Below are 13,445 nucleotides of genomic sequence, written 5' to 3' on the forward strand. Positions count from 1 at the left end.
CTATCGCAGCTTCAGGGTTGCAAGGCCGACCAGCGCAAGGACCACCGCGACGATCCAGAAACGGATGACGATGGTGGGCTCCTTCCAGCCGAGCTGTTCGTAATGATGATGGATCGGCGCCATCCGGAAGACGCGCTTGCCGGTGGTCTTGAACGAGATGACCTGGACGATCACGGAAATCGTCTCGAACACGAAGAGGCCGCCGACGATGAACAGCACGATCTCGTGCTTGACCGCGACCGCGACGGCGCCGAGCGCCCCGCCGAGCGGGAGCGAACCGGTGTCGCCCATGAAGACCATGGCGGGCGGCGCGTTGTACCAGAGGAAGCCGAGACCGGCGCCGATCAGGGCGGCGAGGAAGACGGCAAGCTCGCCGCTGCCGGCGACGTAGATCAGCTCGAGATATCTCGAGAAATTGTAGTTGCCGACGAGATAGGCGATCAGCAGGAAGGTCGCGGCGGCGATCATCACCGGCACGATGGCGAGGCCGTCGAGCCCGTCGGTGAAGTTCACCGCATTGGCCGCGCCCGCGATCACGATGCCGCCGACCACGACGAAGCCGATCCCGAACGGGATCACGAAGTTCTTGAAGAACGGCACCGCCAGCGTGCCCTGCAGCGAGGGGTCCTCGAGCCGCATCACCAGCCAGGTGGCCGCGAAGGCGACGCCGAACTCCACCGCAAGGCGGACATAGCCGCTGACCCCGGCCGACGAGCGCTTGCTCACCTTCAGATAGTCGTCGGCGAAGCCGAGCGCGCCATAGGCGATCGTCACCAGCATCACGATCCAGACATACTGGTTGGACAGGTTGGCCCAGAGCAGCGTGGATACGATCCAGGGCAGCAGGATCAGGACCCCGCCCATGGTCGGCGTGCCGGCCTTTTCGACGATATGGCGCTGCGGGCCGTCGGCGCGGATCGGCTGGCCCTTGCCCTGCTTCACCTTCAGCCACTGGATCAGCGAGCCGTTGACGATGAAGGCGAGGATCAGTGCCGTGATGACGGCGCCGCCGGAGCGGAAGGTGAGATATTTGAACAGCCGGAAGAAGGCGAGCTGGTCGGTATGGGTGAGCAGCGAGAGATAATACAGCATGGCGTTATGCAGCCCTCGCTTTCAACGCATCGACGATCACGGCCATCTTGCTGCCGAGCGAACCCTTGACCAGGACGGTGTCGCCGGCCTTCAGCGCCGCCGTCAGAAGCGGCGCGAGCTCGGCCGAGGTTTGCGTCCAGGCGCCGCGGCGCGCCGTGGGCAGGACGTCCCATAGGGATTTCATCTGTGCCCCGCAGAGGAAGACGAGATCGGCACGGGCCGCCTCGAGCGGAACCGCCAGGCCGGCGTGATGCGACGCGCCATCCGGACCCATCTCCAGCATGTCGCCCAGGACGGCGATGCGGCGGCCCTTGGCGGCGCCGAGCAGCGCCAGCGCGGCGGCCATCGAGGCCGGGTTGGCGTTGTAGCTCTCGTCGATCACATCGACATCGCCGGCCGCGAAGCGGGCGCCGCGGCCCTTGAGCGCGGCAAAATCCTTGAGCGCCGCGGCGGCGTTCAACACGTCGCCGTCGAGCAACGCGACGACGAGCAGCGCCGCAACGGCATTGCCCGCGATGTGCCGACCCGGTGCGCCGATGCGGAATTCGACCGGCGTGCCGCAGATATCCGCCTTGACGTGACAACCATCGGCGGACTCTTCATAGGCGATGAGACGGGCGTCGCTGCCCGGCTTCTCGCCGAATTTCAGGATGCGGCCGACATGCGCCTGGCGGGCACGGGCCCCGAGGCGGTCGGCGTAGGGGCTGTCGGCCGGCAGGATCGCGGCGCCGCCGGGGCTCAGGCCTTCGAAGATCTCGGACTTGGCGTCGGCGATGGCTTCGCAGGTCCCGAAGAATTCGAGATGCGCCGGCGCGATGGTGGTGACCAGCGCGACATGCGGCTGGACGAATCCGACCAGCGAACGGATTTCGCCGAAATGATTCATCCCGATCTCGAACACGCCGTATTTGGCGTCGCGCGGCAGGGCGGCCAAGCTGAGCGGCACGCCCCAGTGATTGTTGTAGGACGCGGCCGAGCAATGCGTCGTGCCGAGGGCGCCGAGGGCGACGCGCAGCAATTCCTTGGTCGTGGTCTTGCCGGCGCTGCCGGTGACACCGACGATCTTCGCCGAGGACCGGGCGCGGGCGGCGCGGGCGAGATCTTCCAGGCCGCGCTGGGTGTTGGCGACCGTAAGCAAGGCCGCGCCGGCGCCGAGACCCGGCGGATCGCGGCTGACCAGCGCCGCGCCGGCCCCGGCGTCGAACGCCGCCTTGACGAAATCATGGCCATCCCGGCTGTCGCCCTTCAGTGCGACGAACAGATCGCCCTTGCGCAGCGTACGCGTGTCGATGGAGAGGCCGTCCACCTCGAAGGCGCGGCCGGGAATGCCGAGCGTGGCGCCCTGCGCCTCCTCCGATGTCCAGAGCGCGGTCATGCGGCGCGCCCTCCCAGAGACAATGCGGCTTTCACGGCTTCGTCGCGGTCGGAGAAGGGACGGGTCTCCGTGCCGACGATCTGGCCGCTCTCGTGGCCCTTGCCCGCGATGATCAGCAGGTCGCCGGTCGCGAGCGCGGCGATGCCTTCGTGGATGGCGGTCGCCCGGTCGCCGATCTCGCGTGCGCCGGGCGCGCCGGCAAGCGCCTCGTTGCGGATCGTGGCGGCATCTTCGGTGCGCGGATTGTCGTCGGTGATGATCACGACATCCGCGTTGTCGGTCGCCGCCTTGCCCATCAGCGGGCGTTTGCCTTTGTCGCGGTCGCCACCGCAGCCGAAAATGACGTGCAGCCGGCCCGCCACATGCGGCCGGACGGCGGTCAGGACCTCGGCGAGCGACGCATCGGTGTGGGCGTAGTCGACATAGATCGGCGCGCCGGACGCGGCGTAGGCGACCTTCTCGAGCCGGCCGGGAGCGCCTTTGAGATGTTCGAGCGCGGCGAAAACTCGGTCCGGATCGTCGCCCAGCCCGATCACCAGCGCGGCAGCGATCAAGGCATTGGACGCCTGGAAGCTGCCGGCGAGCGGCAGGCCGACCGTATAATCCTGGCCGGCATGCCGAAGGCGGAGCGTCTGGCCGTCGATGCGGCCTTCGCGGGACAAAAGGCGGATGGCTTCGCCGCGTTCGCCGACCGCCATGATCTTCAGGCCGCGCTGGCGCGCCGCGGCGATGAAGCGCTCGGCATATTCCGCATCGGCATTCACGACGGCGAGACCGCCCTCGCGGACCACTTCGGAGAACAGGCGCAGCTTGGCGCGGACATAGTGCTCGACCGTGCCGTGATAGTCGAAATGGTCGCGGCTGAGATTGGTGAAGGCGCAGGCGGCGATCTCCACCCCGTCGAGGCGGAACTGATCGAGGCCGTGGCTGGACGCTTCCAACGCGAGATGATCGATGCCGTCCTTTTTCAGCTGCGCGAGCAGGCGGTGGACTTCGATCGGATCGGGCGTGGTGTGCCGAAGCGGGATCTCGCCGGAGGGCGTCACGACGCCGACCGTGCCGAGGCTGGCGGCGGGCTTGCCCAGCGCCGTCCAGATCTCGCGCACGAAGGCGACGATGGAGGATTTGCCCTTGGTGCCGGTGACGGCCGCGACGGTCTTCGGCTGGGCGCCGAAGAAGCGCGCGGCCTGGCGGGCGAGGCCGAGGCGCGGATTGTCGTCGGCGATGAAGCGCACATTGAGCGCCGCGGCGGCCGGACCGATGTCAGGACGGCCGAGCACCGCGACCGCGCCGCGCGCGACGGCGTCCTTCAGGAAGGCCGCGCCGTCGGCCTTCGAGCCCGAGAGCGCGGCGAACAAATAGCCGGGCCTGACCTCGCGGCTGTCGCTCGCGAGTCCCGTAAAACCGTCCGACGCCTGCATGGCGTTCTCGCCCACCTGACCGGCTCCGATCCTGTCCCCGGAATGTGTTGCCATTATGTATTCTCGCGGGTCGCTGGGACCGGCTTCTGCGGCACGCCCAGAAGCGGCGCAATGCGCGAAATCACGCGGCCGGCGAGCGGCGCGGCGGTCGAGCCGGCGAGCGCGATTCCGCCGGTTTCCTTGGTGCCGTGCGGCGTGTCCAGCAGCACGAAGACAATGTAGCGGGGATCCTCGATCGGAAACGCCGCGAGGAACGACGTCACCAGGACATGGTGCTGGTAACCATGGCCGTCCTCGCGCGGCTTTTCGGCCGAGCCGGTCTTGCCGCCGACGTCATAGCCGAGGATGTCGGCCTTGCGGCCGGTGCCGTTGGTCACGACATAGCGCAGCAGATCGCGCATTTTCGCGCTGGTGCCGGGCTTGAGCACCTGCGCGCCGCGGGCGTCGGCGGGATGTTTGAGGAAGGTCGGCGTAATCCGGCGCCCGCCATTCACCACGATGGCGGCGGCCGCGACGTAGGAGAGCGGCGCCACCGAGATGCCGTGGCCGAAGCCGATCGTCGCGGTCTCGATGGTTCCCCAATGCGCCGGCGATGGGTAGAGCGGCCGGGCGAATTCGGGCAGCTCGGTGCGCAGCGTGTGGAGGATGCCGAGGCTGTCGAGGAATTCGCGCTGCCGCGTGCCGCCGGAGCGGAGAGCGATCTGCGCCGTGCCGATATTGGACGAATGGGCGAGGATGTCGCGCGCCGTATAGGTGGCCGGCATCGCTTCCGCTTCGTGGATCGTATACTTGCCGATCTTGAAGCCATTGCCGATGCGGAAGACCTCGTCCGGCGTCGTCGTGTGGTCCTCGGTCGCCAGCGCGAAGGACAGCACCTTGAACACCGAGCCGAGCTCGTAGCGGTCGCCCGCCATGATGTTCTTGTCGCTGTCGTCGCCCTTGAAATGCCGGTCGTTGGGATCGAAATTCGGGACCGACACCATCGCGAGCACTTCGCCGGTGTCCACATTCATCACGATGCCGCCGGCCTTCACGGCGCGGAAGGTCTTGCGCGCCGCCTCGACCTCGCTGGCCAGGATGAATTGCACCCGCATGTCGACCGCGAGCTGGACCGGCTCGGACGGCGCGGTGCGCAGCTGGGTGTCGAGGCCGCCTTCGAGGCCGGACTGGCCGTTGCCGTCCGGATCGGTGACGCCCAGCAGCTGCGCGGCCGCGCGGCCGTCGGGGTAATAGCGCTTGGTGTTCGGTTCGAATTCCAGGCCCGGCAGGCCCAGATGCATCACCTTGTCCTGGACGTCCGGGGTCAGCTGGCGCGCCACGAGGACATAAGGGTGCTTGGTGTTGTCGAAGGCCGCCCGCAGGCGGCGCGCGTCGGTGCCGGTGAGGCCGGCGAGGTCGCGCGCGGCCTCGTCCTTGTCATAGAGGGCGTGCGGCAGGACGTAGAGATCCATCACGGGGAGGTCGCGGGCGAGAAGCTCGCCATTGCGATCGACGAAGTCCGCGCGCGCGAAGACCGCGTTGTCGGTGACGGCGCCGCCGGCGAGCCGTGCCTTGAACAACGTGACGTCGACGAGGCGGACGCCGATCAGCGCGAAGGCCACGACGCAGAGGATTGCACCGATCACGATGCGCCGCTGATAGATCGTCGGGGCCTGGGTCATGCGCAGCTCAGAATCTCGTATCGGTCGCCGGTGTCTGGATTGCGGCCTGGCGGATCGGCGTGTCGCTGAGCGGCGCCTCGTCGCCGCGGCGCGGCAGCGCCTCGAACGAGGACAGCTGCACGCTCGGCGCGCCGCTGATGCCCAGATGGTTCTCGGCCAGCGCCTGGATGCGCTCGGGGCGCGCGACGCGCTCCCATTCGGTTTCGAGAACGCTCATATGCGCCTGCTCGGCGGCGATCTGCTGGTTGACGTTGACGAGCTCGACACGCGCGACGCGCGTGCGCTCGGAGACGTGGTAGAGCGCGAGGATCGACAGGCCGACCAGGGCCACGCAGAGAGTGTTGAGAACGCGAACCATATCGAAGCCTCCTTAAGCCGCCAGACGCTGGGCGGCACGCAGATGCGCCGAACGGGCGCGAGGGTTGGCATTGATCTCGGTTTCGGACGGACTGAGCGGACGTGAGGTCAGAAGCTTGAACGGCGCGTTCGCGGCGTGACGGGCGTCGGGCGCATGGCGCGAGGCGTTGGGGGCCGAGGTGCTGCGGGCCGAAAGGAAGCGCTTCACCATGCGGTCTTCCAGGCTGTGGAACGCGACGACCACGAGGCGGCCTTGCGGTGCCAGCGTGTCGACCGAGGCTTCGAGCGCCCGCTCGAGCTCGCCGAGCTCGTCGTTCACATGGATGCGCAGCGCCTGGAAGGTACGGGTGGCGGGATGGATCGCAAAGCGCGCGGCGGCGGGACCCTGTGCCGTCTTCACGATCTCGGCGAGCTGCGCGGTGCCTTCGACGGGACGCCCGGCGACGATGGCACGCGCGATGCGGCGGGCGTTGCGCTCCTCGCCGAGACGGGCGATCACGCCGGCGAGCGTTTTCTCGTCCGCCGTGTTCACGAAATCGGCGGCGCTTTCGCCGTCGCGGCTCATGCGCATGTCGAGCGGCCCGTCCTTGGCGAAGGAGAAGCCGCGCTCGGGCTCGTCGAACTGGAAGGACGAGACGCCGAGATCGAGCACGATGCCGTCGGTGCGCGCGCCGTCCAGATAGGAGGCGAGCTGCGAGAACTCGCCCTGCACCAGCGTGAGGCGTCCGGCGAAGCGCTCGACCAGCGCCTGGCCGCGGGCGATGGCGTCGGGGTCGCGGTCGATGCCGAGCACGCGGCAATCGGCGGCTTCGAGGATCGCGCGGGTGTAGCCGCCGCCGCCGAAGGTGCCGTCGACATAGTGCTCGCCATCCCGGGGCGCCAGCATCCGCAGGACTTCGTCGAGCATCACGGGGAGATGGCCGCTCATGCGCCGCCCTCCTTCGCCGCTTCGAACTTCGCCTTCATGCGGGCGACGCTTTCGGCCTCGACCGCGGCATAGGCATCGGCGTCCCAGATCTTGAACTTCTGGCCCATGCCGACGATGGCGACGCGGTCCTTGAGACCGGCATGCGCGATCATCGCGTCGGGCAGGCGGACGCGGCCGCCATCGTCGGCGGGAAGCAATTGGGTGCGGGCGATGATCGCCATCGCCATGTCGTCATGCGCCGGCGAGAGGAAGGGATCGAGCGCGGCGAGCCGCGCGCTCAGACCGTCCATCGCGACCTGGCCGAAGCCTTCGAGCGCCGCATCGACAAAGGAGGGGTAGAGATAGACACCGGCCGTGTTCTGGGCGGCGAGGACCTGCCGGAAGGTCGCAGGGATGCAGACGCGCCCTTTGCTATCGAGCGACCCCATCACCGTCGACATGAACGGCAGGCTGGTCATAAACGCGCATCCCCTCGTCCGAAGGGGCTTTGCGGCGGGATGACCTAATACAAAGCCTCTGGGACAGTCTGGGATAGCATGGGATGTGAACGGTAGTCAACCAAAAAGCCGTGCAAAATGAGGGACTTGGCGTCTACCCGTAGAATCCCCTCGTCAAGCTGTAGTGTCTGCGGAACAAAACCAAAACGTGTAAACCCTATGGTCACCCCGGTAAACGAAAGCTTAACGCCGAGCATCGGAATTATATCCTAGTGGAATTTATGCCTATCTGGTCCTTCCAATGCCGTCGGTGAGGTTCCGCGCTCTCGTTTTCAATCCGTGCCAGCAAGGCTTTCGCGCTCCTGCGAAAGGCGGCGATGCGACGCCGCAGCAGGCGCGCCTGGGCGTCGCGTCGGCCATGCTTTCGCGCATTGCGGTTGCCGAGTGGCGCGCCCAGCTTTGGTTGCCAGACATCGTCGGGACGCAAGGCCTTGATCATTGTTTGCCAGCCTCCGCCTTTTTTCGCGCGTCGAGGATCTTGTGGGCTTCGACGACATCGGCGAACCGGCGATCTTCGCTGAGCGGTGTGGACCGCAGCGTCGCAACGGATTGCGCCACATGGGCGCCGGTATGGGCGCATTCCAGCGCGACGCGCATGAAGGCCAAGCGATCCTGCGGATCGGAGGACTGCGCGAGGCAGCGATAGGCGACCTCGCTCATCAGGAAATGGCATTCGCCGATCAACGTGTTCAGCCAGGCTTCGGTGTCCTGTGGCGCGGCGGGCTTGCGGTGGAGCGTCCAGGGATCCTCTTCGGGCAGCGGACGCGCGGGGATGCGAAGGGTGGGCTGCTGCGGCAGCGCCGGCGCTTCGGGGATGACGGCGCGGCGCGGCCCCGGCGCAGGAGAATTTTCGGTCGGGCGCGCCTTCCATTCTGATTGTCCGCCAGCGATGCGCTCCAACGCGGTCTTCACGGGATCTGTCATGCTCTTCCTCTCCAAATCCCAGAAATAGGCTTAAATACCTTTATTTCAAGAGGCTGTAGGAAAATTATTTCCGTGCGATAGTCTCTGCATGTCCGAGCCCTCTTTCGACCTCGAACGCTTCGTGACGGCCCAGGCGCCGGTCATCGCCCGCGTCCACGCCGAACTGGAAGCCGGCGCCAAGCGCAGCCACTGGATGTGGTTCGTGTTTCCGCAGATCGCGGGATTGGGTTTCAGCGCGATGGCGCAACGCTACGCGATCGGCTCGCTCGACGAGGCGCGCGCCTATCTGGCGCATCCGGTGCTCGGGCCACGGCTCAAGGCCTGCACCGAGCTCGTCCTCTCGGTCGAAAGCCGCGATGCGCATGCGATCTTCGGCAGCCCGGACGACCTCAAATTCCGCTCGTCGATGACGCTGTTCGCATGCGCGGCACCGCAGGAACCGGTGTTCCGCGCGGCCCTGACGAAATATTTCGCCGGCGTCGAGGATGCGGCAACACGCGCAAAACTTGCCGAGCCGCGACGACACCCGCGCTAACAAAGCATTAGCGGTTTGCCCCTAGCCTCGCCCGCGTCGCGCGGTGAGAGTCTTCGAGGCGATGAAACCGGTCAGCAAACGAGCCGCCGCACAGGTCCTTGCAGGCCTTGCCTTGGAACCGGACAACCGCGTCCTGGCCGATCACTGGCTCTCGCTATGGACCGGCGATGCCCTGCCGCCCCGCGCCAAGCTCGATCCCAGGCAGATCAAGCCGTTCCTGCCGAACCTGCTGCTGTTCGAAGTCGTGCCCGACAAGAGCGTCGTCATCCGCCTGGCCGGCACGCGCTATCGCCGCGCCCTCAACACCGAACTCACCGGCCAGGACTGGATCGCGCTGGCGCCGGAGCATTATCGCGCCGAGCGGCTGCGCATCATCTCGGCCATCGCGCGCGGCGCGATCGGCGTCGGGCACCGGCGCGTGCCGCTGACGCATGGCGCGGATTATGTCTGCGAAGAGATCCTGCTGCCCTTCGCGCCGGAATGCGGCGATACCCATCCGGTGCTGGTGCATGTCAACTGGAAGGCGGAGGAGTTCGTGCAGATCCGCTCGACGCAAAAAGCGCTCGGCGATCCGCTCGATTTCCGAATCTGCGCGCTCCACGAAGAAAAGGCCGCGGTATAGTCCCGTCGCAGCGACGCAGAGGCCATGCCATGAAAATCGGAGTGATCGGACTGGGCGCGATGGGCGCCGGGATCGCAGGCAGCCTGCTGCGCGCCGGACACGCGGTCACCGTGTGGAACCGCTCGCCCGAGCCGGTCCAGGCGCTGGTCGCCAAAGGCGCGACGGCGGCGAAGGCGCCCGAAGAAGCGCTGGGCGGCGAGGTGCTGGTCTCGATGCTCGCCAATGACGCGGCGATCCGCGGCGTCGGGCTCGACGGCGCCTTGCTGGACCATGCGGCCACGGGCCTGATCCATTGCAACATGGCGACGGTGTCGCTGGCGCTGGCCCGCGAACTCGCGCCGGCGCATGCGGCCCGCGGGCTCGGCTATGTCGCGGCGCCGGTGTTCGGACGCCCCGGCGTCGCGGCGGAGGGTCAGCTTCTGGTGGTCGCGGCCGGCGCCGCCGATGCCGTCGCGCGGCTGCAGCCGCTGTTCGCGGCGGTCGGGCGCCGCGTCGAGATCGTCGGCACAAAGCCGGAGCAGGCGAACCTGTTCAAGATCGCCGGCAATTTCCTCATCGTCTCGGTCGTCGAGACGCTGGGCGAGGCCTTCGCGCTGCTGCGCAAGGGCGGCGGCGACCATGCGCAGTTCCAGGAGATCATGGCGTCGACGTTGTTCGCGTCGCCGATCTATCAGGGCTACGGCAAGCTGATCGTCAGCGAGGCGTTCGAGCCGCCGGGCTTCCGGCTGGTGCTCGGCCTGAAGGACGTGAACCTGGCGCGCGATGCCGCCGCGGAGCTGGGCGCGACCTTGCCGCTGGGCGATTTGATGCGGACGCATCTGGATGAGGCGGTCGCGGCGGGCTGGAGCGAGAAGGACCTGACGGCCGTGACGGCGCTGATCGCACAGAAGGCGGGACTATAGGACGTCCTCAGGCCAGGAGATTGAGCGGACCGTTGCCGGCGCCGAAGCCGGGGGCCGTGGCGATGGCGCGCTGCACGAAGGCATGGGCGCGGGCCACCGCGTCGGCGAGCGCCAGCCCCTCGCCCAGGCCGCAGGCGATGGCGGAGGACAGCGCGCAGCCCGTGCCGTGGGTGTGGCGCGTGTCGCGGCGCGGCGCGGCGAAGCTTTGCGGCGCGGCGTCGTGCGTGAAGAGAAGATCGCTGAGCGTGGCGCCGGCGGCATGACCGCCCTTCAGCAGCACGGCGGCGGGGCCCAGCGACAGCAGATGCCGCCCCGCACGCTGCAGGTCGTCCGGCGTCCGCAGGGCGAAACCGCACAGACGCTCGGCTTCCGGGATGTTGGGCGTGACGAGCGCGGCGCGCGGGAAGAGATCGGTCTTGAGGACTGCGACGACCGCATCGTCGGCGAACACGGCGCCGCGCGTGGCCGTCAGCACGGGATCGACGACGAGCGGGATGCCGTGCGCGTGCCGCGCGAGCGCGGCGGCGACGGCGCGCGCGACCGCCGCCGTGCCCAGCATGCCGATCTTGATCGCATCGGCGCCGATGTCGGTGAGGCAGCGCACGATCTGCTCGGCGACGACCTCGGGCGGAACGGGATGGATCGCGCCGATGCCGGTGGTGTCCTGCGCGGTGATGGCGGTGATCGCCGTCATCGCATAGGCGCCCAAGGCCGACGCGGTCTTGATGTCCGCCTGGATGCCTGCGCCGCCGGAGGAGTCCGAGCCGGCGATGCTGAGGAAGCGGATGGGTTTCGCGGTCGTTTGAATTTTCTTTCCCCAGCTATGCTGTCATCCCCGGCCGAGTGCCGCGAAAGTATCGCTCAGCCGGGGATGACAATGTCGCCGCGACTAGGCCGCCACTTCCTGGATCGCGCTCACGATGTCGTTCACCACAGAACGGACCAGCGTCTCGTCGTCGCCTTCGGCCATCACGCGGATCACCGGCTCGGTGCCCGACTTGCGCACCAGCAGGCGGCCGGAGCCGTTGAGACGCGCCTCGCCGTCCTTGATGCATTCGGCGACGCGGGCATTGGCGAGCGGCGAGCCCCTCTGGAAGCGCACGCTTTCGAGGACCTGCGGCATCGCGTCGAACAGATGCGCCGCCTGGCTGGCCGGCTTGCCCTCGGCCGCGAGCACCGCGAGGACCTGGAGCGCGGCGATCAGGCCGTCGCCGGTCGGCGAGATGTCGCTGAGCACGATATGGCCGGACTGCTCGCCGCCGACATTGTAGCCGCCCTTGGTCATCTGCTCGATGACGTAACGGTCGCCGACCGCGGCGCGCGCGAGGTTGAGGCCGAGCGATTTCAGGTAGCGGTCGAGCCCGGCATTCGACATCACCGTGCCGACCACGCCGCCGCCCTTGAGCTTGCCACGCGCCGACCACGACTTGCCGATCAGCGCGAGCACCTGGTCGCCGTCGATGACGCGGCCGCGTTCGTCCGACATCACGACGCGGTCGGCATCGCCGTCCAGCGCGATACCGAAATTGGCGCGCATCTCGCGCACCTTGGCCGACATCGCCTCGGTCGAGGTCGAGCCGCAGCCCGAATTGATGTTGAAGCCGTCGGGCGCCACGCCGATCGGGATGATCTCGGCGCCGAGCTCCCACAGCACTTCGGGCGCGACCTTGTAGGCGGCGCCGTTGGCGCAGTCGATCACGATGCGCAGCCCCTCGAGCGTGAGGTCGGAGGGGAAGGTGCGCTTGGCGAATTCGATGTAGCGCGCCTGGGCGTCGTCGATGCGCTTGGCGCGGCCGAGCTTGGGCGAGGTGGCAAGGCCGGTGTCGAAACCGTTGTCCATCAGCGCCTCGATCGCGGCCTCATGCTCGTCGGAGAGCTTGCGGCCGTCGGGACCGAAGAACTTGATGCCGTTGTCCTGGTACTGATTGTGCGAGGCGGTGATCATCACCCCCATGTCGGCGCGCAGGCTGCGCGTCAGCATCGCGACGGCCGGCGTCGGCAGCGGACCGAACTGGAAGACGTCCATGCCCACCGAGGTGAAGCCCGCGACCAGCGCGGATTCGATCATGTAGCCGGAGAGCCGCGTGTCCTTGCCGATCACCACGCGATGGCGGTGGTCGCCGCGGGTGAAGATGCGGCCCGCGGCCATGCCGGCGCGCATGGCGACGGCTGCGGTCATCGCACCGGAATTGGCGCGCCCGCGAATGCCGTCCGTGCCGAAATATTTCCGGCTCATGCTCAAAGCTCCCCATGGGTCAGGATGGTTTTACCAGCATTCTGGCAGCCCGGAGCGCAACAATTATTAACAGATGCGACAAGGGGTTAAGAGCCGCCCTCGGCCAGGGCTTTTGCCAGCAAAAGCGCGTCTTTCAGCGGGCCTGGGGCGTGCGTGCGGATGTAATCGGCACCCTGGCGGACAGCGTAAAGTTCCGCGGCGAGGCTGATGGGGCCGGCGTCCGCCGCCTCGCGGCCGGCCAGACGGCGCAGGAAGGATTTGCGCGAGACCGAGACCAGGACCGGCAGGCCGTAGCGCGTCTTGAGCTCCGGCAGGCGGCGCAGCACGGTCAGCGAGGTCTGTGGATCGGTGCCGAGGAAGAATCCCATGCCGGGGTCGAGGATGAGCCGGGCGCGCGCGATGCCGGCGGCTTCGAGCGCGGCGAGACGGGCGTCGAAGAACGCAAAGAGCTGATCCATGATCTGCGCCGGGGCAATGTCGATCCGCGTGGCACCGCCATTTGTTTGGACCGAATGCATCACGATCAGCTTCGCCGCCGAAGCGGCGAGCGCAGGATAGAGCGAGGCGTCTGGGAAACCCTGGATGTCGTTCAAATAGGCGACGCCTTGTGCGAGGGCCCAGCGCTGAACCTCGGGCGCGTGGCTGTCGATGGAGAGCGGAATGCCGGCGAGCGCGGGCAGCACCGATTCCAGGCGCGCGATCTCGGTCTGCGGCGGGACCGACTTGGCGTCGGGATTGGACGACGCGGCACCGATGTCGAGCAGATCGGCGCCGTCGGCGGCGAGCGCCCTGCCCTGCGCGACCGCTGCAGCGGAATCCAGATAGCGGCCGCCATCGGAGAACGAATCTTCGGTGATGTTGAGAATGCCGAGAATCGTGGTCATGCGCGCCCGTT

14 protein-coding genes are annotated in these 13,445 nt (G+C 67.7%); 3 read left to right on the forward strand and 11 right to left on the reverse strand.

Translation table 11 applies throughout. From position 1 onward, the window contains the following. The 8 genes from mraY to WDM91_10180 all read right to left on the reverse strand — a co-directional run bounded on the left by mraY (position 1) and on the right by WDM91_10180 (position 8,255). Entirely contained in the window at positions 1 to 1,092 is a 1,092-nt protein-coding gene (mraY, locus tag WDM91_10145; GenBank protein MEI9994944.1) for a phospho-N-acetylmuramoyl-pentapeptide-transferase, read from the reverse strand. A 4-nt stretch (positions 1,093 to 1,096) separates the two neighbouring features. Then, positions 1,097 to 2,467 carry a UDP-N-acetylmuramoylalanyl-D-glutamyl-2,6-diaminopimelate--D-alanyl-D-alanine ligase gene (locus WDM91_10150; GenBank protein ID MEI9994945.1) on the reverse strand — a complete coding sequence of 457 codons (1,371 nt, stop codon included), beginning with the start codon at positions 2,465 to 2,467 and terminating at the stop codon, positions 1,097 to 1,099. Then, positions 2,464 to 3,942 carry a UDP-N-acetylmuramoyl-L-alanyl-D-glutamate--2,6-diaminopimelate ligase gene (locus tag WDM91_10155; GenBank protein MEI9994946.1) on the reverse strand — a complete coding sequence of 493 codons (1,479 nt, stop codon included), beginning with the start codon at positions 3,940 to 3,942 and terminating at the stop codon, positions 2,464 to 2,466. The genes WDM91_10150 and WDM91_10155 overlap by 4 nt, the downstream gene beginning before the upstream one ends. Continuing rightward, positions 3,942 to 5,549, reverse strand: a complete 1,608-nt coding sequence (locus WDM91_10160) for a penicillin-binding protein 2 (GenBank protein ID MEI9994947.1) — start codon at positions 5,547 to 5,549, stop codon at positions 3,942 to 3,944. Before WDM91_10160 ends, WDM91_10155 begins: the two co-directional genes overlap by 1 nt. Positions 5,550 to 5,556: 7 nt before the next feature. Beyond that, positions 5,557 to 5,907 carry a hypothetical protein gene (locus tag WDM91_10165; protein ID MEI9994948.1) on the reverse strand — a complete coding sequence of 117 codons (351 nt, stop codon included), beginning with the start codon at positions 5,905 to 5,907 and terminating at the stop codon, positions 5,557 to 5,559. Positions 5,908 to 5,919: 12 nt separating this feature from the next. Continuing rightward, positions 5,920 to 6,834, reverse strand: coding sequence for a 16S rRNA (cytosine(1402)-N(4))-methyltransferase RsmH (gene rsmH / locus WDM91_10170; protein ID MEI9994949.1), 915 nt, complete (start codon positions 6,832 to 6,834; stop codon positions 5,920 to 5,922). Further along, the gene (locus WDM91_10175) at positions 6,831 to 7,292 is read right to left on the reverse strand and encodes a hypothetical protein (GenBank protein MEI9994950.1); all 462 of its coding nucleotides are present in this window, start codon (positions 7,290 to 7,292) and stop codon (positions 6,831 to 6,833) included. The genes rsmH and WDM91_10175 overlap by 4 nt, the downstream gene beginning before the upstream one ends. 474 nt (positions 7,293 to 7,766) lie before the next feature. Continuing rightward, positions 7,767 to 8,255 carry a hypothetical protein gene (locus tag WDM91_10180; GenBank protein MEI9994951.1) on the reverse strand — a complete coding sequence of 163 codons (489 nt, stop codon included), beginning with the start codon at positions 8,253 to 8,255 and terminating at the stop codon, positions 7,767 to 7,769. An 88-nt stretch (positions 8,256 to 8,343) separates the two neighbouring features. Between WDM91_10180 and WDM91_10185 the strand changes: the two genes are divergently transcribed. The 3 genes from WDM91_10185 to WDM91_10195 all read left to right on the forward strand — a co-directional run bounded on the left by WDM91_10185 (position 8,344) and on the right by WDM91_10195 (position 10,314). After that, a complete protein-coding gene (locus tag WDM91_10185; protein ID MEI9994952.1) occupies positions 8,344 to 8,790 on the forward strand; it encodes a DUF1810 domain-containing protein in 447 nt (148 codons plus the stop codon). Positions 8,791 to 8,851: 61 nt separating this feature from the next. Continuing rightward, positions 8,852 to 9,412 carry a PAS domain-containing protein gene (locus tag WDM91_10190; GenBank protein MEI9994953.1) on the forward strand — a complete coding sequence of 187 codons (561 nt, stop codon included), beginning with the start codon at positions 8,852 to 8,854 and terminating at the stop codon, positions 9,410 to 9,412. 29 nt (positions 9,413 to 9,441) lie between these two features. Continuing rightward, positions 9,442 to 10,314 (forward strand): NAD(P)-dependent oxidoreductase, encoded by an 873-nt coding sequence (locus tag WDM91_10195; protein MEI9994954.1) that lies wholly within the window; start codon positions 9,442 to 9,444, stop codon positions 10,312 to 10,314. A 7-nt stretch (positions 10,315 to 10,321) separates the two neighbouring features. On the opposite strand, the gene thiD is transcribed toward WDM91_10195, so the two are convergent. The 3 genes from thiD to folP all read right to left on the reverse strand — a co-directional run bounded on the left by thiD (position 10,322) and on the right by folP (position 13,434). Next, complete coding sequence (gene thiD, locus WDM91_10200) at positions 10,322 to 11,122, reverse strand: bifunctional hydroxymethylpyrimidine kinase/phosphomethylpyrimidine kinase (GenBank protein ID MEI9994955.1); 801 nt, start codon at positions 11,120 to 11,122, stop codon at positions 10,322 to 10,324. An 81-nt stretch (positions 11,123 to 11,203) separates the two neighbouring features. After that, positions 11,204 to 12,550: a phosphoglucosamine mutase gene (gene glmM, locus WDM91_10205; protein MEI9994956.1), complete on the reverse strand. Its 1,347-nt coding sequence runs from the start codon at positions 12,548 to 12,550 to the stop codon at positions 11,204 to 11,206. A gap of 86 nt (positions 12,551 to 12,636) precedes the next feature. Beyond that, the gene (gene folP, locus WDM91_10210) at positions 12,637 to 13,434 is read right to left on the reverse strand and encodes a dihydropteroate synthase (GenBank protein ID MEI9994957.1); all 798 of its coding nucleotides are present in this window, start codon (positions 13,432 to 13,434) and stop codon (positions 12,637 to 12,639) included. Positions 13,435 to 13,445 lie beyond the last annotated feature (11 nt).

This window comes from Rhizomicrobium sp., from assembly GCA_037200385.1.
Lineage (GTDB): Bacteria > Pseudomonadota > Alphaproteobacteria > Micropepsales > Micropepsaceae > Rhizomicrobium.

Bases quoted from the DNA above. Each gene is read 5' to 3' on its own strand.
- mraY (MEI9994944.1), bottom strand. From the start codon at position 1,092: ATGCTGTATTATCTCTCGCTGCTCACCCATACCGACCAGCTCGCCTTC.
- WDM91_10150 (MEI9994945.1), bottom strand. From the start codon at position 2,467: ATGACCGCGCTCTGGACATCGGAGGAGGCGCAGGGCGCCACGCTCGGC.
- WDM91_10155 (MEI9994946.1), bottom strand. From the start codon at position 3,942: ATGGCAACACATTCCGGGGACAGGATCGGAGCCGGTCAGGTGGGCGAG.
- WDM91_10160 (MEI9994947.1), bottom strand. From the start codon at position 5,549: ATGACCCAGGCCCCGACGATCTATCAGCGGCGCATCGTGATCGGTGCA.
- WDM91_10165 (MEI9994948.1), bottom strand. From the start codon at position 5,907: ATGGTTCGCGTTCTCAACACTCTCTGCGTGGCCCTGGTCGGCCTGTCG.
- rsmH (MEI9994949.1), bottom strand. From the start codon at position 6,834: ATGAGCGGCCATCTCCCCGTGATGCTCGACGAAGTCCTGCGGATGCTG.
- WDM91_10175 (MEI9994950.1), bottom strand. From the start codon at position 7,292: ATGACCAGCCTGCCGTTCATGTCGACGGTGATGGGGTCGCTCGATAGC.
- WDM91_10180 (MEI9994951.1), bottom strand. From the start codon at position 8,255: ATGACAGATCCCGTGAAGACCGCGTTGGAGCGCATCGCTGGCGGACAA.
- WDM91_10185 (MEI9994952.1), top strand. From the start codon at position 8,344: ATGTCCGAGCCCTCTTTCGACCTCGAACGCTTCGTGACGGCCCAGGCG.
- WDM91_10190 (MEI9994953.1), top strand. From the start codon at position 8,852: ATGAAACCGGTCAGCAAACGAGCCGCCGCACAGGTCCTTGCAGGCCTT.
- WDM91_10195 (MEI9994954.1), top strand. From the start codon at position 9,442: ATGAAAATCGGAGTGATCGGACTGGGCGCGATGGGCGCCGGGATCGCA.
- glmM (MEI9994956.1), bottom strand. From the start codon at position 12,550: ATGAGCCGGAAATATTTCGGCACGGACGGCATTCGCGGGCGCGCCAAT.
- folP (MEI9994957.1), bottom strand. From the start codon at position 13,434: ATGACCACGATTCTCGGCATTCTCAACATCACCGAAGATTCGTTCTCC.